Source organism: Pseudomonas sp. FBCC-B35, assembly GCF_059133755.1.
This window is the reverse complement of sequence record NZ_CP101439.1, coordinates 506,917-533,809: the sequence shown is the minus strand read 5'-3', so window position 1 is coordinate 533,809 and position 26,893 is coordinate 506,917. Positions and strand designations below refer to the sequence as shown.

At 62.2% G+C, this 26,893-nt stretch carries 21 protein-coding genes and 2 tRNA genes; 4 read left to right on the top strand and 19 right to left on the bottom strand.

The genetic code is table 11. The features are described from left to right. Nucleotides 1–12: 12 nt before the first annotated feature. The 9 genes from azu to rnr form a co-directional block, all read right to left on the bottom strand. Nucleotides 13–462, bottom strand: a complete 450-nt coding sequence (gene azu / locus NMB38_RS02280; RefSeq protein ID WP_049696701.1) for an azurin — start codon at nt 460–462, stop codon at nt 13–15. A 363-nt stretch (nt 463–825) separates the two neighbouring features. Beyond that, complete coding sequence (locus NMB38_RS02275; protein WP_027913943.1) at nt 826–3,126, bottom strand: YgiQ family radical SAM protein; 2,301 nt, start codon at nt 3,124–3,126, stop codon at nt 826–828. A 183-nt stretch (nt 3,127–3,309) separates the two neighbouring features. Next, nucleotides 3,310–4,707: a replicative DNA helicase gene (gene dnaB, locus NMB38_RS02270; RefSeq protein ID WP_023532900.1), complete on the bottom strand. Its 1,398-nt coding sequence runs from the start codon at nt 4,705–4,707 to the stop codon at nt 3,310–3,312. A gap of 113 nt (nt 4,708–4,820) precedes the next feature. Then, nucleotides 4,821–5,267, bottom strand: coding sequence for a 50S ribosomal protein L9 (gene rplI, locus NMB38_RS02265; RefSeq protein ID WP_012316464.1), 447 nt, complete (start codon nt 5,265–5,267; stop codon nt 4,821–4,823). Nucleotides 5,268–5,287: 20 nt separating this feature from the next. After that, the gene (locus NMB38_RS02260; protein WP_494354881.1) at nt 5,288–6,151 is read right to left on the bottom strand and encodes a hypothetical protein; all 864 of its coding nucleotides are present in this window, start codon (nt 6,149–6,151) and stop codon (nt 5,288–5,290) included. A gap of 33 nt (nt 6,152–6,184) precedes the next feature. Next, entirely contained in the window at nt 6,185–6,415 is a 231-nt protein-coding gene (rpsR, locus tag NMB38_RS02255; RefSeq protein WP_003249563.1) for a 30S ribosomal protein S18, read from the bottom strand. A gap of 28 nt (nt 6,416–6,443) precedes the next feature. Next, complete coding sequence (gene rpsF, locus NMB38_RS02250; protein WP_021783885.1) at nt 6,444–6,869, bottom strand: 30S ribosomal protein S6; 426 nt, start codon at nt 6,867–6,869, stop codon at nt 6,444–6,446. Nucleotides 6,870–7,150: 281 nt separating this feature from the next. Beyond that, nucleotides 7,151–7,897, bottom strand: coding sequence for a 23S rRNA (guanosine(2251)-2'-O)-methyltransferase RlmB (rlmB, locus tag NMB38_RS02245; protein WP_027913944.1), 747 nt, complete (start codon nt 7,895–7,897; stop codon nt 7,151–7,153). Continuing rightward, a complete protein-coding gene (rnr, locus tag NMB38_RS02240) occupies nt 7,894–10,476 on the bottom strand; it encodes a ribonuclease R (RefSeq protein ID WP_027913945.1) in 2,583 nt (860 codons plus the stop codon). Before rnr ends, rlmB begins: the two co-directional genes overlap by 4 nt. A gap of 271 nt (nt 10,477–10,747) precedes the next feature. Between rnr and NMB38_RS02235 the strand changes: the two genes are divergently transcribed. The 4 genes from NMB38_RS02235 to NMB38_RS02220 all read left to right on the top strand — a co-directional run bounded on the left by NMB38_RS02235 (nt 10,748) and on the right by NMB38_RS02220 (nt 13,828). Further along, nucleotides 10,748–10,834: transfer RNA gene (locus NMB38_RS02235), tRNA-Leu, on the top strand. Between the two features lie 86 nt (nt 10,835–10,920). Further along, nucleotides 10,921–11,007, top strand: a tRNA-Leu gene (locus NMB38_RS02230). A gap of 242 nt (nt 11,008–11,249) precedes the next feature. Further along, nucleotides 11,250–12,263, top strand: coding sequence for an extracellular solute-binding protein (locus tag NMB38_RS02225; RefSeq protein ID WP_027913946.1), 1,014 nt, complete (start codon nt 11,250–11,252; stop codon nt 12,261–12,263). After that, nucleotides 12,263–13,828: an ABC transporter permease gene (locus NMB38_RS02220; RefSeq protein ID WP_027913947.1), complete on the top strand. Its 1,566-nt coding sequence runs from the start codon at nt 12,263–12,265 to the stop codon at nt 13,826–13,828. Before NMB38_RS02225 ends, NMB38_RS02220 begins: the two co-directional genes overlap by 1 nt. Nucleotides 13,829–13,842: 14 nt before the next feature. Here the strand turns inward: NMB38_RS02220 and NMB38_RS02215 are convergent, their stop codons facing one another. From NMB38_RS02215 to NMB38_RS02170, 10 genes are all read right to left on the bottom strand, one after another. Next, a complete protein-coding gene (locus tag NMB38_RS02215) occupies nt 13,843–15,777 on the bottom strand; it encodes a methyl-accepting chemotaxis protein (protein WP_125922705.1) in 1,935 nt (644 codons plus the stop codon). A 187-nt stretch (nt 15,778–15,964) separates the two neighbouring features. After that, nucleotides 15,965–17,257 (bottom strand): adenylosuccinate synthase, encoded by a 1,293-nt coding sequence (locus NMB38_RS02210; protein ID WP_023533002.1) that lies wholly within the window; start codon nt 17,255–17,257, stop codon nt 15,965–15,967. Nucleotides 17,258–17,313: 56 nt separating this feature from the next. Continuing rightward, nucleotides 17,314–18,501, bottom strand: a complete 1,188-nt coding sequence (locus tag NMB38_RS02205) for an ATP phosphoribosyltransferase regulatory subunit (protein ID WP_027913949.1) — start codon at nt 18,499–18,501, stop codon at nt 17,314–17,316. Between the two features lie 287 nt (nt 18,502–18,788). Continuing rightward, nucleotides 18,789–19,658, bottom strand: coding sequence for a protease modulator HflC (hflC, locus tag NMB38_RS02200; protein WP_027913950.1), 870 nt, complete (start codon nt 19,656–19,658; stop codon nt 18,789–18,791). Next, nucleotides 19,658–20,836, bottom strand: a complete 1,179-nt coding sequence (gene hflK, locus NMB38_RS02195) for an FtsH protease activity modulator HflK (protein ID WP_027913951.1) — start codon at nt 20,834–20,836, stop codon at nt 19,658–19,660. The genes hflC and hflK overlap by 1 nt, the downstream gene beginning before the upstream one ends. 96 nt (nt 20,837–20,932) lie before the next feature. Further along, on the bottom strand, nt 20,933–22,234 hold the full coding sequence (hflX, locus tag NMB38_RS02190; protein ID WP_027913952.1) for a ribosome rescue GTPase HflX: 1,302 nt from the start codon (nt 22,232–22,234) through the stop codon (nt 20,933–20,935). 12 nt (nt 22,235–22,246) lie between these two features. Next, complete coding sequence (gene hfq / locus NMB38_RS02185) at nt 22,247–22,507, bottom strand: RNA chaperone Hfq (RefSeq protein ID WP_015272006.1); 261 nt, start codon at nt 22,505–22,507, stop codon at nt 22,247–22,249. Nucleotides 22,508–22,601: 94 nt separating this feature from the next. Continuing rightward, nucleotides 22,602–23,573: a tRNA (adenosine(37)-N6)-dimethylallyltransferase MiaA gene (gene miaA / locus NMB38_RS02180; protein WP_028687881.1), complete on the bottom strand. Its 972-nt coding sequence runs from the start codon at nt 23,571–23,573 to the stop codon at nt 22,602–22,604. A gap of 1 nt (nt 23,574) precedes the next feature. After that, nucleotides 23,575–25,464 (bottom strand): DNA mismatch repair endonuclease MutL, encoded by a 1,890-nt coding sequence (gene mutL, locus NMB38_RS02175; protein ID WP_027913954.1) that lies wholly within the window; start codon nt 25,462–25,464, stop codon nt 23,575–23,577. Beyond that, nucleotides 25,461–26,891 (bottom strand): N-acetylmuramoyl-L-alanine amidase, encoded by a 1,431-nt coding sequence (locus NMB38_RS02170; protein WP_027913955.1) that lies wholly within the window; start codon nt 26,889–26,891, stop codon nt 25,461–25,463. Before NMB38_RS02170 ends, mutL begins: the two co-directional genes overlap by 4 nt. Between the last annotated feature and the right edge of the window lie 2 nt (nt 26,892–26,893).

The window sequence follows — 26,893 nt, the reverse complement described above, 5'->3', positions numbered from 1 at the left end:
CGCGCGGTCAAATCACTTGACCACGACTTTGCCCTTCATCATCGAGATATGGCCTGGGAAGGTGCAGAAGAAGCTGTAGTCGCCGTCTGCTGCAAGCTTGGTGGCGTCGAACGTCACTTCGGTTTCCTTCTCTGGCGCGCCGATCATCTTGGTATGGGCGATGATGGCGGCGTTGTCGGCCTTGATGTAGTCCTTTTCCAGACCCTGGCTCATGCCTTCGGTGGCAATGCCCGGCATGTCGGCCGTCTTGCTGATAACCAGGTTATGGCCCATGACGTTCTTCGGCAGGCTGCCGGAGTGAGTGAGTTTGACGGTGAATTCCTTACAGCTCTTGTCGACCGTGATTTCCTTGGTGCTGAAGGACATCTGGTCAGTCGAATCGACAGTTACCGAGCACTCGGCTGCGAAGACAGAGGCGCTGGCGAGGGTCAGCAGGGATACCGCTACAGCTTTCGCAAACATCGTGAATCTCCTTGGCAGGGTTTTATCAACAGCGAGACTGCCTGAAACCGTCCAGCCCCTGGGTGACGTGCGTCAAGGGGATGTCAATGGGCCAGCCAGTTGAATTGTTCAATGGATTGTATACAACCAATCTAAGGGCACATCATGCCCTTTTAATAGACGATGGGACAACCTCTCATTTAGGAGCAGTACCAAATGCCCATGTCCAGTTTCTTGAACAGCCTGCTCGCTGCCTATGCCCACGCTGCCACAGGCGCGATCTGCGAGTTCTCGCGCCCCGAGTGATGCCCGGAATGATGTCGATGTGCAGTGATCGAGTAACCGGTAGTCGCTGAAGGAGGGGCCGCCAGGCGGCCCGGGGTTTCAGCGTGGAATGACTGGCTGACGCGGCTTTTTCCCGCCTTTGCCACCCTTGGCCGACTCCTTGCGCTCCTTGGCCGCTTGCTGGTTGCGGGCGAACGCCTCCGCCTTGGCCTTCTCGCGCTTGTCCCATGGCTTGCTGCCATCGCTGGCGCGCGGCGGCAGGCCGGAATGCTGGGTCAGGATCTTCTGATCCTTGCCCACCTTGTGGCTACCGGCTGGCGTCGAGTTCTTGCGCCGGGCGCTCTGGTAGGTATCGGATTGCGGCTGGTGCAACGGGATCAGCTGATGCTTGCCTGGCCCGATCAGGTCGGCACGCCCCATGCGCTGCAGCGCCTCGCGCAGCATTGGCCAGCCCTTGGGGTCGTGGTAACGCAAGAACGCCTTGTGCAAGCGACGCTGCTCGTCGCTCTTGACGATGTCCACGCCCTCGCTCTTGTAGGTCACCTTGCGCAACGGGTTCTTGCCCGAGTGGTACATGGCGGTGGCCGACGCCATCGGCGAGGGGTAGAACGCCTGCACCTGGTCGGCACGGAAACCGTTGCCCTTGAGCCACAAGGCCAGGTTCATCATGTCTTCGTCGGTGGTGCCGGGGTGCGCCGCGATGAAGTACGGGATCAGGTACTGCTCCTTGCCTGCCTCCTTGGAGAACTTCTCGAACATGCGCTTGAAGCGGTCATAGCTGCCAATGCCCGGCTTCATCATCTTGTCCAGCGGGCCACGCTCGGTGTGCTCGGGGGCGATCTTGAGGTAGCCGCCCACGTGGTGGGTTACCAGCTCCTTGACGTACTCCGGCGATTCCACCGCCAAGTCGTAGCGCAGGCCCGAGGCGATGAGGATTTTCTTCACGCCTGGCAGCGCACGGGCCTTGCGATACAGCTCGATCAACGAGCTGTGGTCGGTGTTCAGGTTCTCGCAGATGCCCGGGAACACGCACGAAGGCTTGCGGCAATGCTTCTCGATTTCCGGGCTCTTGCAGGCGATACGGTACATGTTGGCGGTGGGGCCGCCGAGGTCCGATACCACGCCAGTGAAGCCGGGCACTTTGTCGCGCATCTCCTCGATCTCGTTGAGGATCGATTCGTGCGAGCGGTTCTGAATGATGCGCCCTTCGTGCTCGGTGATCGAGCAGAACGTACAGCCGCCGAAGCAGCCGCGCATGATGTTGACCGAGAAGCGGATCATCTCATAGGCCGGGATGCGCTCCTTGCCATAGGCCGGGTGCGGCACGCGCGCATAGGGCATGCCGAACACGTAGTCCATTTCCTCGGTGCTCATGGGAATGGGCGGTGGGTTGAACCACACGTCCACCTCGCCATGTTTCTGCACCAAGGCGCGGGCGTTGCCTGGGTTGGTCTCCAGGTGCAGCACACGGTTAGCGTGCGCATACAGGACCGGGTCGTTACGCACCTTTTCGAACGACGGCAGGCGAATCACCGACTTCTCACGCGTCACGCGCGGGCTGTCGAGGATCTGCACCACCTTGGCTTCGTTCGGGTCTTCCTGGTCGCCCTTGGCTTGTTCGATGGCGCAGGCCTGGGTGTCCTGGGTGTTGACGTACGGGTTGATGATCTTGTCGACACGCCCCGGACGATCGATACGGGTAGAGTCGATTTCGAACCAGCCGTCAGGGGTGTCCCGCCGCACGAAGGCCGTGCCACGCACGTCGGTGATCGATTCGATCTTCTCGCCGTTGGACAGCCGTTGCGCCACCTCGACCACGGCACGCTCGGCGTTGCCGAACAGGAGGATATCGGCGCTGGCGTCGATCAGGATCGAGTGGCGCACCTTGTCCTGCCAATAGTCGTAGTGCGCGATGCGGCGCAACGAGGCCTCGATGCCGCCCAGCACGATGGGCACGTGCTTGTAGGCTTCCTTGCAACGCTGGCTGTACACCAGGCTGGCACGGTCAGGCCGGCTGCCCGCCAGGCCGCCCGGGGTGTAGGCGTCGTCGGAACGGATCTTCTTGTCGGCGGTGTAGCGGTTGATCATCGAGTCCATGTTGCCGGCAGCCACACCGAAGAACAGGTTGGGCTCGCCAAGCTTCATGAAGTCGTCTTTGGACTGCCAGTTCGGCTGGGCGATGATGCCCACGCGAAAACCCTGGGCTTCCAGCAACCGGCCAATGATGGCCATGCCAAACGACGGATGGTCGACGTAGGCATCGCCGGTCACGATGATGATGTCGCAGGAATCCCAACCGAGCAGATCCATCTCCTCCCTGCTCATTGGCAGGAAAGGTGCTGGCCCGAAGCATTCGGCCCAGTACTTGGGATAATCGTAAAGTGGTTTGGCTGCTTGCATATCAGTGACCGGCTCTGGTGTGCAGGGAAATCGCGGGCGCGGAGAATAGCACAAATTTTAACCAAATCCGACTGTCTTCGTGGGAATTGGCAAGCGTGCGACGGTTGGGGCGTGACGCCTTGTGGGGCACGTTCGCCCCACGATTCAGGTAAGAAGGTGCGTCTGGTGAAGCAGGATCAGGCGTTATTCATCGTCGTCGAAGTTATACATCCCCGGCGCCAAGTTCTCGAAACGGGTGTACTTGCCGATGAACGCCAGGCGCACAAAGCCAATTGGCCCGTTACGCTGTTTGCCGATGATGATTTCCGCCACGCCTTTGTGCTCGGTTTCGGGGTGATACACCTCGTCGCGGTACACGAACATGATGACGTCGGCGTCCTGCTCGATTGCACCGGATTCACGCAAGTCGGAGTTCACCGGGCGTTTGTTCGGGCGCTGCTCCAGAGAGCGGTTGAGCTGCGAGAGGGCAATGACCGGGCAATTGAATTCCTTGGCCAGGGCTTTGAGCGACCGGGAGATTTCGGAAATCTCGTTCGTGCGGTTGTCACCCGAAGAACCAGGAATCTGCATCAGCTGCAGGTAATCGACCATGATCATGGCGATCTCACCGTGCTCGCGTGCCAGGCGTCGGGTGCGCGCGCGCATCTCCGATGGGCTGATGCCGGCGGTGTCATCGATGAACAACTTGCGGTCGTTTAGCAGGTTCACCGCCGACGTGAGGCGTGGCCAGTCGTCGTCGCTCAATTGACCGGAGCGCACCTTGGTCTGGTCGATACGACCCAGTGAGGACAGCATACGCATGACCAGCGATTCGCCTGGCATTTCCAGCGAAAACACCAGCACGGCCTTGTCGGTACGCAACACGGCGTTTTCCACCAGGTTCATGGCGAACGTGGTTTTGCCCATCGAAGGCCGGCCCGCCACGATGATCAGGTCGGCCGGCTGAAGGCCGCTGGTTTTCTCGTCCAGGTCGGTATAACCGGTGGAGATACCGGTGATGTCGCTGTCGGAGTTGAACAAGGTGTCGATGCGGTCGATGGCCATGGTCAACAGGTCGTTGACCCCTACCGGGCCGCCTGTCTTGGGCCGCGCCTCGGCGATCTGGAAGATCTGCCGCTCGGCGTCGTCGAGGATTTCCGCCGCATCACGGCCTTGCGGGTTGAACGCATTGTCTGCGATGTCGGTACTGATGCTGATCAGCTGCCGCAGCGTGGCCCGCTCGCGAATGATCGCGGCATAAGCCTTGATGTTGGCCACCGAAGGCGTGTTCTTGGCCAATTCGGCCAGGTATGCCAGGCCACCGACCTGCGTCGACAAGCCTTCCTTGTCGAGCTGCTCGTGCAGCGTCACCACATCGAACGGCTGGTTGGCGTCAGCCAACTTGTGCACGGCACGGAAGATCAACCGGTGGTCATGCCGGTAGAAGTCACCGTCCGACACCTGATCCAGCACCCGCTCCCAGGCGTTGTTGTCCAGCATCAGACCACCGAGCACGGCCTGTTCGGCCTCGATGGAATGCGGCGGCACTTTCAGGGCTGCGGTTTGCAGGTCGAGCTGTTCGGAGGTAGTGATCTCGTTCATGGCCACGAAAGAATTCTGGAGGATGAAAAAGACAAAGGGCACGGCCTGTCGAAGACAGGACCGTGCCCGATGTTAACCGGCTGACACCTGACGGGCCAGCCAGTCAGCGCAGCTTAGGCAGCTACGACGACCACACGTACGGTGGCTTCAACGTCGCTGTGCAGGTGCACGGCTACGTCGTATTCGCCAACCTGACGGATGGTGCCGTTCGGCAGACGAACTTCAGCCTTGGCCACTTCAACGCCGGAGGCGGTCAGGGCGTCAGCGATGTCGTGGGTGCCGATCGAACCGAACAGCTTACCTTCGTCGCCAGCGGTGGCAGTGATGGTCACTTCCAGCTCGGCCAGTTGGGCAGCGCGGCTTTCAGCCGACGATTTACGGTCTGCAGCTGCTTTTTCCAGCTCGGCGCGACGCTCTTCGAACGCAGCCAGGTTGGCGGCGTTGGCAACGGTAGCCTTGCCGAATGGCAGCAGGAAGTTACGGCCGTAACCAGCCTTAACTTTTACTTTATCGCCCAGGTTGCCCAGGTTGGCGACTTTTTCCAGCAGGATCAGTTCCATTTGGTAAAACCTCTTAACTTTTAACCTTCACCGTTCGCGGAGTCATTCCCTTTGGGGGACTTGCGACCGCGAAAATCAATCAGGCTGTCGACAATGGCCAGGACCACCAGCAACGGGTAAATCAGCTGCATGATCAGCGGCAGCGTCACGTACATCCCTACTAGCCAGAAACCGGCCAGTCGGCCCTGCGCCACAAGCCCATGCATCAAAGCGATGCCGGCCAGCACCAGTACCAGGCTCCAAGCCGATGCCAGGATGATGAACTGCGGCCCGATGAACGGGGCCACCACCATCACTGCCACCAGGGCCACCATGGTCTGTTTCGGCAGCTTCAGGGCACGAAACTCGTGACCGAAGCCTCCAGGGTTGTACAACGCTGCCTGCCAATAACGCGCCAGCACCAGGGCCAGCACGCAGAACAACTGCACTGTCACGGCTGTGGAAGTGACCAGCAATGGGCGGATCACTTCACCGGAGAGTACCGGCTGCCCTTCGACTTGCGGCATGGCTTCGGCAAACGCCTTGGCCAGCGCATCGAAGGTAGGGGCCAGCGCCAGATCAAGCACGAGGCTGAACGCCACGGCGAACACGGCACTGACCACCAACACCCGACTCCAGGGATGCTCGGCCCGCAACAGGCCGGCAAGTGCCAGGGCACCCGCGATCACCATGAAGGTGATCGGATCGCCCATGACCCAAACGGCCAACCCTGCCAGCAAGCCGCCAGCGATGACCGTTGAAGCATCCTTGAACCCGCGTCGCAGCAGCACAAGGCTGCCGGCAGCGGCACTCAACCAGAACAGCAGCGGCAATACCGCGCTGATGACCACCACGAGGGTGGCCTGCACACGACCGCGCATGATGAAACTTGCTAACGCTCGCATGCTAATCCCTTACTGCTTGTCGACGACCCGGTCTCAGCGGCCGTGGCTGTCGGTGTAGGGCAGCAGGGCCAGGAAGCGGGCGCGCTTGATAGCGGTAGCCAGCTGACGCTGATAACGAGCTTTGGTACCGGTGATACGGCTTGGAACGATCTTGCCGGTTTCGGATACGTAAGCTTTCAGGGTGTTGAGATCTTTGAAGTCGATCTCTTTCACGTCTTCAGCAGTGAAGCGGCAGAATTTACGACGACGGAAGAAACGTGCCATTTAATAGGCTCCTCTAAAGGTCCGTGGATTACTCGTCAGCGTTATCGCTGGAGTCGCTGTCATTGCTGTCGTCGCCTTCGGCGGACTCGGCATGCTCAGGACGCTCGCGACGCTCACGGCGCTCGCTGCGGTTTTCTTCAGCCTTCAGCATCTCGGACTGACCGGTAACGGCTTCGTCGCGACGGATGACAAGGTTACGGATAACGGCATCGTTGTAGCGGAAGTTGTCTTCCAGCTCGGCCAGGGCCTTGCCGGTGCACTCAACGTTCAGCATCACGTAGTGAGCCTTGTGAACATTGTTGATTGCATAGGCCAGTTGACGACGGCCCCAATCTTCCAGGCGGTGGATCTTGCCACCATCTTCTTCGATCAGCTTGGTGTAACGCTCAACCATGCCGCCGACTTGCTCGCTCTGGTCCGGGTGAACCAGGAAGATGATTTCGTAATGACGCATGAATGCTCCTTACGGGTTAGTAGTCTGCCAGCGAATCTGGTCAGACAAGGAGTGAATGACACTGGTGTGTCTTGCCAGGGAGTAGAGGCACATGCGCACCTGCCAGCTCGGCAAGGGGCGCAATTGTAGAGAAGGCCAGACAGACAAGCAAGGCAATTGGCGATTATTTGAACAACCGGAAACACTTCGACGCGGCATCTGTCGCGTCGCGGGTACAGCGGCCCGTGCAGGATCCGTTCAAGCGGGCACGTGCCGGCCAAAAGACCGGCACGGTCATCGGATCAACCCTTGGCCTGGCGCTGGCGCACGGCCTCGAACAGGCACACGCCAGTGGCCACGGACACGTTCAGGCTGCTGACGCTGCCGCTCATCGGCAGCTTCACCAGAAAGTCGCAGTGCTCGCGGGTCAGCCGGCGCATGCCCTTGCCTTCGGCGCCCATGATCATCACCAGCGGGCCGGTCAGGTCCTGCTGGTAGATTTCCTGCTCGGCTTCGCCGGCGGTTCCCACCACCCACAGGCCACGCTGCTGCAGCTTCTCAAGCGTACGCGCAAGGTTGGTCACGGCCACCAGCGGGATCACCTCGGCTGCTCCGCACGCGACCTTGCGCACCACAGGCGTCAGGGTCGCCGATTTGTCCTTGGGCACGATCACGGCCGTTGCGCCCGCTGCATCAGCGGTACGCAGGCAGGCACCAAGGTTGTGCGGGTCGGTCACCCCGTCCAGCACCAGGATCAGAGGCGGGGTTTCAGTGCGCTCGAGCAACTCCTCGAGCATGAGCTCACCCCAGACCTGGCTGGGGCTCACCTCGGCGACCACGCCCTGGTGCACGCCTTCGACCCAGGCGTCCAACTCGCGGCGCTCGGCTTGACCCACAGCTACGCGGTTCTCGGCGGCCAAGGCCAGCAGCGCTTGCAGGCGCGGCTCGCTGCGGCCCTCCGACAGCCAGATCTGCTTGACCCGCTTCGGATGGTGCTGCAACAGCGCCTGTACCGCGTGAACGCCGTAGATCTTTTCCAACTGACTCATGAATTGCTCTTGCTCTTGCGTGATGCGCCGGATTTCGACGGCCCTTTACGGTGCTTGGTAGGCTTGCCAGACGTCTTGCTGCCCTTGTCCGACTTGCTGCTGCCGTGGCTGGTACTGCGGGCCTCGGTCATCAGCGCCTTTTTCATTTCGCGGCTCTTGCGCACCTCGGCGTTGCGCTGCACGGCGTCCTTGGGGAAGTACGCCTCGGAGGCTTCGCTCTTGCGGCTGCGCGGCTTGGGCGTGGCCCTGGCCTTCTCTTGCTCCGGCGCTTGCTCGGTCGGGGCAGCGGCAGCAGGTGTACCGCGTTGCTTGCGACCGATCGGAGCGGCCAGGGTGGCGTCGGCCACTTCGAAGTCGATCTTGCGCTCGTCCAGGTCCACGCGCATGACCTTGACCTCGATCGTGTCACCCAGGCGGAAGCTGCGGCCAGTGCGTTCGCCCGACAGACGATGATGCACCGGGTCGAAGTGGTAATAGTCGCCCGGCAGCGCACTGACGTGCACCAGACCCTCGACGTAGATGTCGGTCAGCTCGACGAACAGGCCGAAACCTGTCACCGCCGTGATCACACCCGGGAACGTCTCGCCCACGCGGTCCTTCATGTACTCGCACTTGAGCCAGTTGACCACGTCACGTGTGGCTTCGTCGGCCCGGCGTTCGGTCATCGAGCATTGCTCGCCCAGTTGCTCGAGGGTGTTCTCGTCGTACGGGTAGATACGCGCCTTGGGAATGCTCATGGCACCGGCACGCTTGACGTGTGGGGTATCGACCTTGGAGCGGATGACGCTGCGGATGGCGCGGTGGACCAGCAAGTCAGGGTAACGACGGATCGGCGAGGTGAAGTGGGTGTACGCCTCGTAGTTCAGGCCGAAGTGGCCGTTGTTGTCGGTGCTGTACACCGCCTGGCTGAGCGAGCGCAGCATCACGGTCTGGATCAGGTGGAAGTCCGGGCGGGCGGCGATGCTCGCCAGCAGTGCCTGGTAGTCCTTGGGCGACGGGTCCTTGCCCTTGTGCAGTGACAGCCCCAGCTCACCCAGGAAAGCACGCAGCTTTTCCAGGCGCTCCGGTGGCGGGCCATCGTGCACCCGGTACAGGGCCGGCACACCGTGCTTTTGCAGAAACTCTGCCGTGGCCACGTTGGCGGCCAGCATGCATTCCTCGATCAGCTTGTGCGCATCGTTGCGCACGGTCGGGCGAATTTCCGCGATCTTGCGGTCTTCGCCGAAGACGATGCGAGTTTCCTGGGTCTCGAAGTCAATGGCACCGCGGGTGTGCCGGGCATCGAGCAGGACCTTGTACAGGTTGTAGAGGTTCTTCAGGTCCGGGACGACTTCCTTGTATTCCTCGCGCAGCGCCTTGCCTTCACGGGTGCGTGAATGCTCGAGCATGCTGCTGACCTTGTTGTAGGTCAGGCGGGCGTGAGAGTGGATGACCCCTTCATAGAACTGGTAGTCGACCATCTGCCCGGCCTTGTTCATGGTCATTTCACAGACCATGGCCAGGCGATCGACGTGCGGGTTCAACGAGCACAGGCCGTTGGACAATTCCTCGGGCAGCATGGGCACCACACGCTCGGGGAAGTACACCGAGTTTCCGCGCTGCTGGGCTTCCACATCCAGCGCCGAGCCCAGGCGGACGTAGCTCGACACGTCGGCGATCGCCACATAAAGGCGCCAGCCGCCGGAGAACATCCGCAGCTTGCCCAGGGGTTCGCAGTAAACGGCGTCGTCGAAGTCGCGCGCGTCCTCGCCGTCGATGGTCACGAAGGGCAGGTGGCGCAGGTCGACGCGCTTTTCCTTGTCCTTGTCTTCGACTTCAGAGCGGAACTTGCGGGCCTCCTTGATCACATCCTTGGGCCAGACGTGCGGGATATCGTAGCTGCGCAGGGCAACGTCGATTTCCATGCCCGGCGCCATGTAGTTGCCGACCACTTCCACCACATCGCCTTGCGGCTGGAAACGCGCCGTTGGCCAATGGGTGATCTTGATCTCGACGAACTGGCCGATCTTCGCGCCACCGTTACGCCCGGCCGTGACCAGCACTTCCTGCTGGATCTTCGGGTTGTCAGGGGTCACGTAACCGATGCCGCCTTCCTCGAAGTAGCGGCCTACCACGCTTTCATGGGCGCGGGAGACGACCTCGACCAAGGCGCCTTCGCGGCGACCACGGCGGTCGACGCCGGACACACGCGCCAGGGCGCGGTCGCCATCGAACACCAGGCGCATCTGCGACGGGCTCAGGAACAGGTCTTCGCTACCGTCGTCGGGAATGAGGAAGCCGAAGCCGTCGCGGTGGCCGGAGACGCGGCCGCAGATGAGGTCCAGCTTGTCCACCGGGGCATAGGTGCCGCGCCGGGTATAGATAAGCTGGCCGTCGCGCTCCATGGCCCTGAGGCGGCGGCGCAGTGCTTCGATCTGGTCTTCTTCGTGCAGACCGAACTCTGCCGCCAGCTCCTCGCGCGCGGCCGGTTCGCCACGGTCGGCAAGGCGCTGCAGGATCAGCTCACGGCTGGGAATGGGGTTGTCGTATTTTTCCGCTTCGCGAGCGGCCTCGGGATCGAGGGATTGCCAATCGGCCATCAGAAGGGGTTCACCTTGGGGTATATAGATAGGAATTCTGGCATAGGCGTATTGAAACCGGAAATGTCAGCCTTGGACAGCCCCCTGAGGAGCGCCCGGCGAGCGGCAATAGGCCCATGAAATCAACAAGTTGAATTTTTTGAGATTTTTTTTGATCGAGGGCTTTACAGCCCCCGAGGGCATCCGTATAGTGCGCACCACGACGACGGACAACCCCGAAGTTGTAGTAGAGATGAGCGGCGCTGTAAAGCATCTTTTATCTCGAATGTGTGCCCAGGTGGCGGAATTGGTAGACGCGCTGGTTTCAGGTATCAGTGGCTTAACGGCCGTGGAAGTTCGAGTCTTCTCCTGGGCACCAAAATTTTCAAGTAATAGATGACCAAGGATCTGTTACTACTGTGTGAAGCGAACAATAGTCGCCTTCATCAGATGATGTAAAGCTTTGCCCAGGTGGCGGAATTGGTAGACGCGCTGGTTTCAGGTATCAGTGACTTAACGGTCGTGGAAGTTCGAGTCTTCTCCTGGGCACCATACAAAAACCCACTAGCTTGCTAGTGGGTTTTTTCTTGCCTGAAATTTAGCATCATGGCCCCGCCCTTCCGTGTTTTCGGCGTTGTGCAAGATGGCGCACAAAACCCAACGCCTCGCCCTTTCCGACGCGTGCATAGCCCCAAGCACCCCGCTCAATGAATTTATCGTCACCTCGCCACATGAGAAACGATTTCGTTTACCATTGTTTCCAAATATGTAGCCGTAAGCGAGGAAGTACCCGCATGACGATCCGCCCGCAACCGCTGATGCGCACCCTGGCCGCCGCCGTGTTGAGCCTGGTCATCGGCGCTCCGGCCGCCATGGCAGATGCGCCGGTCACCTTGACCATGTACAACGGTCAGCACAAGGAAATCGGCGAGGCCATCGCCAAGGCTTATGAAGCCAAGACCGGCATCCATATCAATATCCGCAAGGGCAGCAGCAACCAGCTGGCCAGCCAGATCATCGAAGAAGGCGAGCGCTCGCCGGCCGACATCATCTATACCGAAGAGTCGCCACCCCTGAATAACCTGGGTGAGCTGGGCCTGCTGGCAAAGATCGATGATGCCACGCTCAACATGCTGCCCAAGGAATATGTCGCCGCCAACGGTACCTGGATGGGCGTGACCGCGCGGACCCGGGTGGTGGTGTACAACCCCAAGAAAATCGACGAGAAGGACCTGCCGACCACGGTCATGGACTTCGCCAACCCTGAATGGGACGGGCGCGTTGGCTTCGTACCCACCAGCGGGGCCTTCCAGGAGCAGGCGGTAGCCATCCTGAAGATGCATGGCCGCGAAGCAACGGAAGAATGGCTGACCGGCCTGAAGGCATTCGGCAAGACCTACACCAACAACATGGTCGCCCTCAAGGCCGTGGAGAAAGGTGAAGTGGGCGCGGTGCTGGTCAACAACTACTACTGGTACGCCCTGGAGCGCGAGCGCGGCAAGCTTGACTCCAAGCTGTACTACCTGGCCGATGGCGACGCCGGCAACCTGGTGACCATTTCGGGTGCCGCGGCCGTGAAGGCCAGCAAGCATCCCAAGGAAGCCCAGGCATTGCTCAACTGGATGGCCAGCGAAGAAGGCCAGCGCGTGATCACCCAGACCACGGCCGAATACCCACTGCACAAGGGCATGGTTTCCGATCGCGGCCTGAAGCCGTTCGACGAGTTGCGCCCGCCCAAGATCACGCCGGCCGACCTCGGCAATGCCGAAGAAGCCCTTGAGCTTGAGCGTGAGGTCGGTCTGCTCTGATGACTGCCGCCCTGACCCAGCCGGTGCCGGTACGTTTCGTACCGCGCCGCAAGCGCCCCTCGATCTGGGTGGTGCTGCCCGTGCTTTTCCTGGTGGCGATGAGCGTACTGCCATTGCTCTACGTGGCCATCAAAGCCTGGGAAGCCGGCTGGCGAGAGGCGCTGTACCTGTTGTGGCGCCCCTACGTATGGGGGCTGATGCGCAACACCCTGCTGCTGATGGTCGGGGTTACGCTGACCTGTATGGTCGTAGGCCTGGCGCTGGCATGGCTGCTGGAACGCAGCGACCTGCCCGGGCGCAGGTTGTGGGGGGTGGTGCTGTGCCTGCCCTTTGCCGTGCCGTCGTTCGTCAGCAGCTTTACCTGGGTTTCGCTGAGCTCGGACTTCGAAGGCTTGGGCGGCGCCATTCTGGTAATGGCCCTGTCCAAGTACCCGCTGATCTTCCTCCCGGTGGCGGCCACTTTACGCAACCTGGACACCTCCCTTGAGGAGTCGGCGCGCACATTGGGTTGCAGCCGCTGGAGCGTGTACCGGAAAGTCACCCTGCCCTTGCTGTGGCCGTCGATGCTGGGTGGCGCCCTGCTGATCGCCCTGCACATGCTCGTGGAGTTCGGCGCACTGTCGATTCTGGGCTTGCAGACATTCACCACCGCCATCTACCAGCAGTTCGAGCTGGAATTCAGCAACGCCAACGCGGCCATGTTGTCCGCCGTGCTGTTGGCCATGTGCTTGATCATGCTGTGGCTGGAACTGCGGGTACGTGGCAAGGCACGGCATGTACGCATTGGCCAGGGCGTGGCACGCCGCGCTCAACCTGTAAAGCTGCGTGGCTGGGCGATACCTGCTCAAGTGTTCTGCCTGGGCCTGGCCGTATTGGGCAGCGGTATTCCATTGGCCATGCTCGGTTACTGGCTCAGTGTGGGTTCATCCGCAGCGTTCCCCATTGCGGATATTTCCAGGGCACTGTTCACATCGCTGTCCGTGTCGCTAGGCGGCGCCGGTTTCTGCGTCGTGCTGGCTCTGCCGATCAGCTTCCTGGTGGTGCGCTACAAGGGGCGCCTGGCCATCTGGGCAGAACGCCTGCCCTACCTGTTGCATGCCCTGCCCGGGCTTGTCATTGCCCTGACGCTGGTGTTCTTTGCCCTGCACTACGTGCCGGCGCTGTACCAGACCACGGCGTTACTGCTTCTGGCCTATGCACTGCTGTTCCTGCCTTTGGCCCAGTCGCCCGTGCGCACGGCCTTGAACAAGGCATCCCCTACGCTGGAAGAGGCGGCCCGCACCCTGGGTGCAAGCAGCTTTGCCGCGTTCTGCAAAGTGACCCTGCCGATCATCTTCCCGGCGATGGCAGCGGCCTTCGCCCTGGTGTTTCTGGACGCCATGAAGGAATTGACGGCAACGTTGCTGCTCAGTCCTACCGGCATGACGACCCTTGCCACCGAAGTCTGGGCACACACGGCCAATGTCGAGTTCGCAGCGGCGGCACCCTATGCGGCGCTGCTGATCGTGGTTTCAGGGTTGCCGGTGTATTTGCTGACAACGCGGATGTACCTGAACCGCGCGTGATGGCCCAAAGCGCATCACGCCCGGAACTGGCCCAGACTTGCCCGAAGCTGGGCCGCCAGATCGTCAAGCACCTTGCTGCTTGCCGTGGTCTGCATCACCACTTCGGCTGAACGTTCGGCCTGGGTATGAATGTTCTGCACCCTGCCGCGCACCGCTTGCGCGCCATTGGCCTGCTGTTCGGCGGCGCGGGTGGCCAGGCCTATCGCCGCATGCACCTGCTCGACGGCAGCCTGTACCGACTGCTGGCGACGCTCGTTGTCACGCAGCACCAGCAGCCCTTCGCTGGCCTTTGTACCCGCCTGACTGATCGTGGCCACCGCCTCCTTCGCCCCTGCCTGCAGTGCGGCAATATGCGCCTGGATGTCACCGGTGGAGCGTTGCGTCTTGCTCGCCAACGCCCTGACTTCATCCGCCACTACGGCAAAGCCTCGCCCCGTCTCGCCGGCACGGGCGGCTTCGATGGCGGCGTTGAGGGCTAGCAGGTTGGTTTGCTCGGCAATGCCGTGGATGACCGTCAGCACCACCTCGATCTGCTCGCTTTGCTTGGCCAGGCGCTCGATGACCTGCGAGCCTGCATCCACCTGCCCGGCCAGGTTTTCGATGAGCCCGGCCAGTTGCGTCGAGGTGCGACTGTTTTCGTCAGTGGCCTGGCGAATGTCCACCACCTGCTGCAAGGCGGCCTGCATGGCATGGCTCTCGGCCTGGGCTTCTTCAGCCATGCTCGACAGGTCGCTCAGGCTGGCCGCCACCTCATCACGCTGCAACGCGGCGGCGGCATCGGCGCCTGCGTTGCGCTGGGTCATGGCGCCGATCTCCACACCGGTGCGCTCGGCCACGTCACCGGCTTCGCGCACGATAGGTTGCAGCTTGTCGACGAAGCGATTGACCGCTGAGGCCATGTCGCCAATCTCGTCGCGGCTGTCCAGGGGTACCCGCTTGGTCAGGTCGCCTTCGCCCGCTGCCAGGTCATCGAGCGCCGCGATCAACAGGCGCAACTTGCTCACCACACGCCGGCCCAGCACTATGGCCACCACCAACAGCACGCCCAGCCCCACCAGCACCAGGCCCAGGCCGATGCGCCAACGCAATTCTGCAGCCGCATCGCGCACGGTTTGAGCTGTATTGTTCTGCATGGCCGCGGCGCTGCCTTGCGCAGCCTCCAGGCGTTCACGCAGTGTCTTGCCACTGTCGGCAGCCGCCCCCACCAGGCTGTCGCCAACCAACTGTTCGCTGCTGGTGATCAAGGCCGCGAAACGTTGATCCAGAGCGGCCAGCTGCTGATCGATGCCGGCGGTTGAAACACCCATCAGCACCTTGCCGATTTCTGCCCCATTCGGGTTGATCGACGCTTCGACCATGTACACAGCAGGGTCGCGGCGTGCGGCCTCGATTACTTTGTCCAGCGCCCGCTCCCCTTGCCCCTTCTCGAGCAATGCCTGGTTGATTGGGTTCTGTCGGTTCAGGTAGCGGGTCAGGTGCTGGCCTTCTGCATCGTCATAAATCACGAACAGAACGTTGGGATTGCGCTGCGCCCGTCGGGCGAAATCCGATAACACCGGCACATCCTTGTCCCAGATGGCGCGCGGCGCCACCGAGGCCAGCAACTCTGCCATGTCGTTGGCGGACTCTTTCAAGGTGCCTTCGAGGGTCTCGCGCAGTTGCTGCTGCTCGGCCTGCAGGCGTGTCGAGAGCCCTGCACTCAAGCGTTGGCGAGTGCTGGCAGACAAGCCATCGAGGCCTGCGCGCACCTCCTGGCCGGCTTGTTCCAGATCAGTCGTGAGTTGTTGGCTGTCATGCCCAAGGCGTTGGGCCAGTTCGCGCTCAAGGGCCGAAACCGTGCTTCGTGTCAGGGCAACGGCCACCAGCACCTGCACCAAAAGGGCGATACCCAAGGCCACAAAAACAGGCCGCAACAGGCGGCTTCGTAACAGCGAAAGGATGGCAGACACGGTAAAACCCTCGTGTTTTCTGGCGCCATTACTTTGATGGCATCGACAGACAATTCTTACAGCAAGGGTTATGCCGGTAGCAGCGGGGATACACGCCAAGCTCAAGCAATACGAGCTTCGTACCCACAATGAAAAACGCCGCGACCCCTGTTCAGGGCCACGGCGTCAGATCAGCCTGGAGGGCAGATCAGGCGAACGGATGACGCAGCACGATGGTTTCGTTGCGGTCCGGGCCGGTGGAGATGATGTCGATCGGTGCGCCGATCAGTTCCTCGATGCGGGTGATGTAGGCACGCGCATTGGCAGGCAGCGCTTCCAGGGTCTTGGCACCCAGGGTCGACTCGCTCCAGCCCGGCAGTGTTTCGTACACCGGTTGCAGGCCGATGTAGCTGTCGGCATCGGTCGGGGCTTCGATCACTTCACCATTGGCATCCTTGTAACCTACGCAGATGTTGATGGTCTCCAGGCCGTCGAGCACGTCGAGCTTGGTCAGGCAGATACCCGAGATGCTGTTGACGTCGATGGCGCGGCGCAGGATGACGGCATCGAACCAGCCGCAACGACGGGCACGCCCGGTCGTGGAACCGAACTCATGGCCACGCTTGGCCAAGGTGGCGCCCGTGTCATCGAACAGTTCGGTTGGGAACGGACCCGAACCTACGCGGGTGGTGTAGGCCTTGGTGATGCCCAGGATGTAGTCCAGGTACATCGGGCCCACGCCGGAACCGGTCGAGATACCGCCAGCGGTGGTGTTGGAGCTGGTGACGTACGGGTAGGTACCGTGGTCGATGTCCAGCAGCGAGCCCTGTGCGCCTTCGAACATGATGTCCTTGCCGGCACGACGCAGGTTGTGCAGCTCGGCAGTGACGTCGAGCATCATCGGCTTGAGCTGTTCGGCGTAGGCCATGCACTCGTCCAGCGTCTGCTGGAAATCGATGGCAGGCTCTTTGTAGTAATTCACCAGCTGGAAGTTGTGGTAGTCCAGCAGCTCGCCCAGCTTTGCGGCAAAACGCTCGCGGTGGAACAGATCGCCCACGCGCAGGCCACGGCGGGCAACCTTGTCTTCGTACGCTGGGCCAATACCACGGCCGGTGGTGCCGATCTTGGCTTCGCCACGGGCTTTTTCACGGGCCTGGTCCAGCGCGACGTGGTACGACAGGATCAGCGGCGCAGCCGGGGAAATGCGCAGGCGCTCACGCACCGGTACGCCCTTCTCTTCCAACTTGGTGATCTCGCGCATCAGTGCATCGGGTGCAACGACCACACCGTTGCCGATCAGGCATTGCACGCCTTCACGCAGGATGCCGGATGGAATCAGGTGCAGAACGGTCTTTTCACCGTTGATCACCAGGGTGTGGCCCGCATTGTGGCCACCCTGGTAGCGCACGACGGCGGCAGCATGTTCGGTCAGCAGATCGACGATCTTGCCTTTGCCCTCATCACCCCACTGGGTGCCCAGGACGACGACATTCTTACCCATTACATTGGTCCTCATTCACGCAAACTTGGTTGCCGGCCTGTTGCCGACGCAGAAACTCACTGGGCCAGCGGCAGAACCTGCCAGCGCCCGTCTTGCTGAATCAATTGACGATCACAATCCGCTTCAAGGGCAGCACTCAGCGGCTGACCAGGCAGGGCCTGGACCACACGCTGGCCCTCGTTGCGCAACTGGCAGACATGCTGCCATAGGGCCGCATCGCCACTGTCCGGCATCCAGATGCCGCCCGTGGGCAGTACGACCTCCGCTCGCCCCAGTGTGACCAGGGTCTTCAAATCCGTGGAGAAACCGGTAGCCGGGCGCGCCCGGCCAAAGTCGGCGCCGATGTCGTCATAACGGCCGCCTTGGGCAATCGACTGCCCTTCACCTGGTACGAACACCGCAAACACCACGCCCGTGTGGTAGTTGTAACCGCGCAGCTCACCCAGGTCGAAGTACAACGGCAACTGCGGGTAACGGGCGGCCAGCCGATCGGCGATGGCCAGCAAATCGTCCAGGGCCGCCAGCACGCTGGCAGGTGCACGACCCAGGCGTACGCGGGCCTCGGCCAGGACTTCCCTGCCGCCGCATAGCTCGACCAGGGCTCGCAACATGTTGCCCACATCGTTTGGCACGTCGGCCGTCAGCGCCTGCACTTCGTCGACCGCCTTACGTTGCAGGGCGTCGAACAACTGCTGCTCGACCGCGCCCGACAGACCGGCGGCCCGAGCCAACCCACGGTAGATACCCACATGGCCCAGGTCCATGTGGACATCAGGCACATCGGCCAACTGCAACGTGGCGAGCATCAGGCTGATGACTTCCACATCGCTGGTGGGGCTGGCATCGCCATACAGTTCGGCACCCAGCTGGATAGGGCTGCGCGAGGTGGACAAGGCACGCGGCTGGGCATGCAGCACACTGCCGGCGTAGCACAACCGGCTTGGGCCTTCACGGCGCAGGGTATGGGCGTCGATGCGCGCAACCTGCGGCGTGAAGTCGGCACGAAAGCCCATCAGGCGGCCGGACTGCGGGTCTACTACCTTGAAGGTACGCTGATCCAGGTCCTGGCCGGCGCCGGTGAGCAGCGACTCCAGGTACTCGATATGCGGGGTGACGACCAGTTCGTAACCCCAACTCTGGAACAGGTCCAACACCTGGCGACGCGCGATCTCGATACGCGCAGCCTCAGGTGGCAGTACTTCCTCGATGCCATCTGGCAGCAGCCAGCGGTCTACCGTTGCCATTACGCCTTTTCCCCTCTGGTCCGGGCGGCCGCCAGCAGGCCGGCCGTCAGTAAAGCAGGTATCGCGCACAGCAACGGGCAGCACTGATCCCAGCGCAGCCACCGTACCCGATACCCTCGAATTGCCTTGCGAACGTGTCAAAAGCGGACCGACACCGGGCCGATCAACCTTGCAGACGCAAAAAAGCCGGGAAATTTCCCGGCTGACTCATCATACACCCCTTTTGATTCGGGATGCACCCTGCCTGGCGTTTTAGCTGCCAGGCGGGGCGCCTGCCCGAATTCGACTCAGGGCCTGCTCTTGTCCATGAAGCGGAAGAACTCGTTCTTCGGATCCAGGACCAGCACGTCGCTCTTGCTGGAGAAGCTCTCGCGGTAGGCTTGCAGGCTACGGTAGAACGCATAGAAATCAGCGTCCTGCGTGTAGGCCTTGGCGTAGATGGAAGCCGCCTGGGCATCACCGTCACCGCGGGTCTCTTCAGCTTCGCGATAGGCCTCGGCCAGCAGCACACGGCGCTGACGATCGGCGTCTGCACGAATACCTTCAGCCAGCTCGTTACCCTTGGCCCGGTGCTCGCGCGCCTCGCGCTCACGCTCGGTGCTCATGCGGTCGAACACGCTGCGGTTGACTTCCTTGGGCAGGTCGATGGCCTTGACGCGGACGTCGACGACCTCGATACCCAGCTCCTTGTTGGCCATGCGGTTCAGCGAAGCGGTGATGTCGGCCATCAACGCGTCACGCTCACCCGACACCACCTCGTGCAAGGTGCGCTTGCCGAACTGGTCACGCAGGCCGCTTTCCAGACGACGGGACAGACGCTCGTCAGCAATCTGCTTCATGCCGGAGGTGGCCGTGTAGAAGCGCTCGGCATCCTTGACGCGCCATTTGGCATAGGCGTCGACCATCACCGCTTTCTTCTCCAGGGTCAGGAACCGCTGGGTAGGCGCGTCGAGGGTCATCAGGCGGGCGTCGAACTTGCGTACCTGGTTCACGTACGGCACTTTCACGTGCAGCCCTGGCTGGACATCGGCCTGGACGACCTTACCGAAGCGCAGCAGAACTGCACGTTCGGTCTGGGACACGATGTAGAAGCTGTTCCAGGCCACGATGGCCAGAACCACGGCGGCGATCAGGGCGATCAGCGATCGGTTGCTCATCAGCGGCTCTCCCTAGTGCGCAGCGGCTGCTGTTGCTGTTGCGTGTCCTGCGCCGAGCGCGCGGCCGCAGCGTCGTTGGCCGACGATACGCCGCTTGCAGGCGCGGACGGGTTGCGGCTGCCTTCGACCATCTTGTCCAGCGGCAGGTAGAGCAGGTTGTTCTGCCCGTCCTTGGTCGCCACCATGACCTTGCTCGAATTGCTATACACCGCCTGCATGGTTTCCAGGTACAGGCGCTGACGGGTCACGTCAGGTGCCTTGCGGTACTCGGTGACCAGCTTGGTGAAGCGGTCGGCCTCACCTTTGGCTCGGGCAATGACTTCATCGCGGTAGCCGTTGGCGTCTTCGATGATGCGCTGAGCCTGACCACGGGCTTCAGGCACCACGCCATTGGCGTAGGACTCGGCCTGGTTGCGGGCACGCTGCTCGTCTTCGCGGGCCCGGATCACGTCATCGAAGGCTTCCTGCACTTCACGCGGGGCTGCCGCGCTCTGCACGTTGACCTGGGTAACGGTGATACCGGTGCGGTAGTTGTCGAGGAAACGCTGCAGACGTTCGCGGATGTCCACGGCCATCTGTTCACGACCTTCGGTCAACACCTGGTCCATGGACGTAGAGCCCACCACGTGACGCAGGGCGCTGTCGGTCGCATGCTGCAGGCTGACCTCGGGCTGGTCGACGTTGAGCACGAAGTCCTGCAGGTTGCTGATCTTGTACTGGACGGTCAGCGGCACCTCGACGATGTTCTCGTCTTCGGTCAGCATCTGGCCCTGCTTGGTGTAGGCCCGCTCGCGCGTGACGTTTTCCATGTACTTGCGATCGATCGGCGGGAAGTAGATGTTCAGGCCGGGACCGACCGTCTCATAATACTTGCCGAAGCGCAGCACGACGGCTTGCTCCTGCTCGTCGACGACATACACGGCGCTGTACAGCCAGATGGCCGCCAGCACTGCCAGGCCGATGGCCAGCAGCCCCAGGCCGCCGCCCTTGCCGACATTGCGGTCACCGCCACCCCGTTTCTTGCCACCACCGAACATGCCGTTGAGGCTGTCCTGCAGTTTGCGGAAGGCCTCGTCCAGATCCGGCGGACCTTTTTTGTCGCCGCCACCACCGCCACCGCGGCGGCCGCCCCAGGGATCCTGATTGTTCGAGTTGCCACCCGGCTCGTTCCAAGCCATAGCGCTCTCCATCTGATAAAGCAAAGACGCGCCCACGGCGCGCCGTCCAATGCTACAGAATGCCTGTCACTGCTGCCCGACGACCTCGTGGGGCATTTATTGCAAAGTGTGTTGCTCGACAAACACTTGCGGCTCCATGCCTTCACGGCTGACCAGGCGATTGAGTTCGACCCTGGGCAGACGCACGCTCAGCAGGCTGCGCCCTTCTTCATCATGCGCTTCACTCTGCACCGCGCCCAAGTCAAAGAATTGCGCGCGCAGGCGAGCAAAACGTTGTTCCAGGCACAAGGTGCCGACAAACAGATCATCACCCAGCAACTCGGCAATCGCCTGGCCAACCAGCTCCAGGCCACGCCCGTCACGTGCCGAAACCCAGACCCGCTCCGGCTTGCCGTCGGCGTTGCGCTGGATCTGCGGCTCGACCTCTTCGAGCAGGTCGAGTTTGTTATACACCTCGAGGATCGGCAAGCCTTCAGCGCCAATCTCGCCCAATACTGCCAGCACCTGCTCGATCTGCTCCATGCGCTCGGGCTCATGGGCATCGATCACGTGCAGCAGCAGGTCGGAGTTGCTCGACTCCTCGAGCGTAGCTCGAAACGCCTCGACCAGCTTGTGCGGCAGGTGCCGGATGAAGCCCACGGTATCGGCCAGCACGATAGGCCCCAGGTCGTTGAGCTCAAGCCGACGCAGCGTCGGGTCGAGGGTAGCGAACAACTGGTCGGCCGCGTACACCTGCGACTGGGTCAGGGCGTTGAACAACGTGGACTTGCCGGCGTTGGTGTAGCCCACCAGCGAGACCGACGGGATGTCCGCACGCTTACGCCCGCGACGCGCCTGTTCACGCTGGCTGCGCACTTTCTCGAGGCGGGACTTGATCTGCCGGATGCGCACGCGCAGCAGGCGACGGTCGGTTTCGAGCTGAGTTTCACCCGGCCCCCGCAGGCCAATACCCCCTTTTTGTCGCTCAAGGTGGGTCCAGCCGCGTACCAGCCGCGTACTCATGTGCTCAAGCTGGGCCAGTTCGACCTGCAGCTTGCCTTCGTGGGTACGTGCGCGCTGAGCGAAGATATCCAGAATCAGCCCGGTCCTGTCGAGCACACGGCACTCGAACACGCGTTCGAGGTTGCGCTCCTGGCTGGGCGTGAGGGTGTGATTGAAAATCACCAGGTCTACCTGCTCGGCATGGACACGGTCGTGCAACTCCTCGACCTTGCCACTGCCAATCAGGTACTTGGCCGAGGGCTGATGCCTCGTGACCGTTACCAGCGAGACGATGTCGGCACCGGCCGACAACGCGAGTTCCTGAAACTCCTGCGGGTCTTCGCGCGCCTCAGGGTTCTGACCTTCCAAGTGAACGAGCAGCGCGCGTTCACCACCACCGTGGCGCTCAAAGAACAATGCAGGCTCCTATCAGGCGTTGCCTGGCTCGCTGTCGCCGTGATCGGAATCGGACGGGCTTGGCAGACGAACCGGGCGGGCAGGTACAACAGTGGAAATGGCGTGCTTGTAGACCATCTGGCTGACGGTGTTCTTCAGCAGTACCACGAACTGGTCGAACGACTCGATCGAGCCTTGCAGCTTGATGCCGTTGACCAGGTAGATCGAAACCGGAACCTTTTCTTTTCTCAAGGTATTCAGGTAAGGGTCTTGTAGCGAATGCCCTTTTGACATATGCCGCACTCCTGTAAGGATAAATAATTGGAAAATCTGAAAAAACGATAAGTAAGGCCGGCTTTCACAAGGATAGACGGCAATCAGCAGGGACTCAGCTCAATATGGAGACGGCCCCAAGGTATTTCAAGGTGCGGGACAGATTGTCGCAGGCCAGGCTGTCGAGCCAATGCACGCCTGGCCAGCCACGCAGCCAGGTGAATTGCCGCTTGGCCAGCTGCCTGGTCGCGATGATACCGCGTTCACGCATCTCATTCTCAGTCAGCTGGCCGTCCAGGTAATCCCAGACCTGCCGATAGCCCACTGCCCGTATAGACGGCAGCCCGGCGTGCAAGTCACTTCTGGCTCGCAGCAATCGGACCTCGTCGACAAAGCCCTGTTCCAACATCTGTGAAAATCGTAACGCAATTCGCTGATGCAGAATGTGACGATCTGTAGGCGCAATCGCAAGACTGGCGACAGTATAGGGCAAATGACCGCAGGCGCTTGCGTCTACACCGCTACTTTCAGCCAATTGACGCTGGCGATGGGCCGTCATGCTTTGCCCGCTGACCCGGTACACCTCCAGCGCCCGGATCAACCGCTGCGGATCGTTGGGATGAATGCGCGCGGCCGACTCCGGATCGACCTCAGCCAACTGCCGATGCAGCGCTGCCAGGCCCTCGGCCTCGGCCAGAGCCTCGAGCTCGGCCCTGACCTGGGCATCGGCCGCCGGCATGTCGGCCAGCCCCTCGGTCAACGCCTTGTAATAGAGCATGGTCCCGCCCACCAGCAAGGGGATGTTGCCACGTGCGGTGATCTCGGCCATCACGCGCAAGGCGTCGGCACGAAACTGCGCTGCCGAGTAGGCTTCGGCCGGGTCGCGGATGTCGATCAGGTGGTGCGGGTGGGCAGCCAGGACGACCTTCGAGGGCTTTGCCGAACCAATGTCCATGCCCCGATAGACCAGGGCAGAATCAACGCTCACCAGTTCGCAGGGCAAGACCTTGCTCAGCTCGATGGCCAGGTCGGTCTTGCCCGACGCGGTCGGGCCCATCAGGAATATTGCAGGGGGCTTGCCACTCATGTCATCGACCGCGCAGGAATAGTTTGTCCAGATCATCCAGGCCCATCTGGGTCCATGTGGGACGGCCATGGTTGCACTGGCCGCTGCGCTCGGTATTTTCCATGTCGCGCAGCAAGGCGTTCATTTCAGGAATCGCCAGGCGCCGATTGGCACGCACGGCACCGTGGCAGGCCATGGTGCCGAGCAGTTCGTTCAGGTGTGCCTGAATACGGTCGCTGGTGCCGTACTCCATGAGGTCCGCCAGCACATCCTGCACCAGGCGGTTGGCTTCGGCCTGCTTGAGCAATGCTGGAATCTGGCGAATCGCCAGCGTTTCCGGGCCCAGGCGCTGCAGTTCGAAGCCCAGGCGCTGGAACCAGGCCGCGTGTTCTTCGGCGCAATCGGCCTCGCGCTGGCTCAGGGCGAGCGTTTCGGGCACCAGCAGCGGCTGACCGCTAAGACCCTCGCTGGCCATGGCCACCTTCAGCCGCTCGTACATGATCCGTTCATGGGCGGCATGCATGTCGACGAGCACCAGGCCCGCGGCGTTCTCGGCCAAAATGTAGATGCCCTTGAGCTGGGCCAATGCGAAGCCAAGCGGGGGGATGTCGCCCTGGCTTTCCGGCAGCGCGGCAGCGCCTTCGCTCAAGGGCTTGTAGAACTCGCGATAGACCGCCTGGGCCTCGGCAGCCGGCAATGGCTGCGACGGCCTGGGCGTGTATGAGTACTGGTAACCCGCGCCACTGCCACTGCCGGCAATGGGAGACGGCGCAGCACGTGGTTGCTCGAGCACGGCCGCAGCCAGGCGCATTTCGCCCTGAGGCCCGAACTCGCCTGCTTGCTGCCCCGTCGGCCGGGTCGCCTCAGGCAGGGCAGCCGGGGCAGCCAACTGGTCTTCGGGACGCACATCGGCCAGGGCACGGTGCAAGGTGCCGTACAGGAAATCGTGGACGCTTCGGCCTTCACGGAAGCGCACTTCGTGCTTGGTTGGGTGAACGTTGACGTCCACGCCGTTGGGCTCAAGCTCAAGGAACAGTACGAAGGTCGGGTGACGACCGTTGAACAGCACGTCCCGGTAAGCCTGGCGTACGGCATGGGCCACCAGCTTGTCACGCACCGCGCGCCCGTTCACGAAGAAGTACTGCAAGTCTGCCTGGCTGCGCGAGTACGTCGGCAACCCGACCCACCCCCACAGGCGCAGACCGTTGCGCTCCACGTCGATGGGCAGGGCCTGCTCCATGAAACCGGGACCACAGATGGCGCCCACCCGCCGGGCCCGGTCGGCTTCCTCGCGGGCCTCGTGCAAGCTCAGAATGCTCTTGCCGTTGTGCCGCAGATGGAAGGCCACGTCGAACCGGGCCAGTGCCAGGCGCCTGATCACTTCCTGCAGGTGGTCGAATTCGGTTTTCTCGGCCTTGAGAAACTTGCGCCGCGCCGGCGTGTTGAAAAACAGGTCCCGCACTTCCACGGACGTGCCGACAGGGTGCGCAGCAGGCTGCACCCGCGCGGTCATCTCGCGCCCTTCGGTTTCCACCTGCCAGGCTTCGCTGGCGTTGGCCGTGCGCGAGGTCAGGGTCAGCCGTGCGACCGAGCTGATCGACGCCAGGGCTTCACCGCGAAACCCCAGGCTCAGGACGCCTTCGAGGTCTTCCAGCTCGCGGATCTTGCTGGTGGCATGGCGCTCCAGCGCCAGCGGCAGGTCGTCGGCAGAGATGCCGCTGCCATCGTCGCGCACCTTCAGCAGCTTGATACCACCTTGCTCGACGTCCACGTCGATCCGGCGAGCACCGGAGTCGAGACTGTTTTCCAACAGCTCCTTGGCAACCGATGCGGGCCGTTCCACCACCTCGCCAGCCGCAATCTGGTTGGCCAGCCGCGGGCTGAGCAGCTGGATGCGTGAGCCGCCGCTCATTGCGAGGCCAACGTGGTGGCAGGAATGTCCAGGCGCTGGCCGACCTTCAGTTCATCGGTCTTGAGGCTGTTGGTACTGCGCAGGCTGGTGACGCTGACTTGATAGCGAACCGCGAGCATGGCCAGGGTCTCACCAGGCCGCACCGTATGTTCACGCGGGCCCTGGGCGATCTTGCCGCTGTCGCGTAGCCACGCCACGTAGGTGCCTGGCGGTGGGTTCTGCTGGAAGTACTGGCGAACCCCGGTGTGAATGGAGCGGGCCAATGCCTGCTGGTGGCTGCGCGTAGCCAGCTTGGCGGCTTCTGCATTGTTCGAGATGAAACCGGTCTCGACCAGGATCGACGGAATGTCCGGGGACTTGAGCACCATGAAGCCGGCCTGCTCCACGCGCTGCTTGTGCAGCGAGGTGATACGCCCCATGTTGCCCAGCACCTTCTGACCGACGTTGAGGCTGGAACTGAGCGTGGCCGTCATCGACAGGTCGAGCAGCACCCCGGCCAGCATGCGGTCCTTGTCGTCGAGGCTGACATTGCCGGCACCGCCGATCAGGTCGGAGCGGTTTTCCGTATCGGCCAGCCAGCGTGCGGTCTCGGAGGTCGCACCGCGGTCGGACAAGGCGAACACCGAGGCGCCGAAGGCAGCGCGCGACGGGGCAGCATCGGCGTGGATGGAGATGAAGAGGTCGGCGCCTTTCTTGCGAGCGATCTCGGTGCGCTTGCGCAATGGGATGAAGTAGTCGCCCGTGCGCGTCAGCTCGGCGCGAAAGCCCTTCTCGCTGTTGATCTGGCGCTGCAGTTCGCGGGCGATCTGCAGGACGATGTCTTTTTCATGCTGCCCGCTGGAGCCCGAAGCGCCAGGATCCTCGCCACCGTGGCCAGCATCGATGGCCACCACGATGTCGCGCTTGCCACTGGGCACCGGTGGCAGCTTGATGGCTGGCTGGGTCGGCGTGACGGGCACCGCTGGCGTGGTGGCCGGTGCCTGCACCGGTGGCGGCGCAGGCGTTGGGGCACTGGCGGCAATGGCGTCCGCCTCCTGGTCGTACAGGTCGACCACCAGACGATTGCCGTATTGCGCGTTGGGCGCCAAGGTAAAGCTCTTGGGCGTGACCGACTTCTTCAGGTCCACGACCACCCGCAGGTCGGTCGGTGTGCGCTGGGCCGAGCGCACGCTGCTGATCGGCGTATTGGACGTTGCCACCTTCAAGGGTGCGCCCAGGGTTGCGCCGTTGATGTCGATGACCAGCCGATCGGGTGCGCTCAATGTGAAGACACTGTGCTGCACAGGCCCGGACAGGTCGAAGACCAACCGGGTGTTGTCCGGCGCACGCCACAGGCGCACGCTCTTGACTTGAGTGACGGCCAGAGCCTCAACGGTCACCGTTGTCAGCAAAAGCCCAACGATGGCGACCAGTGCGCGTATGCGCATAC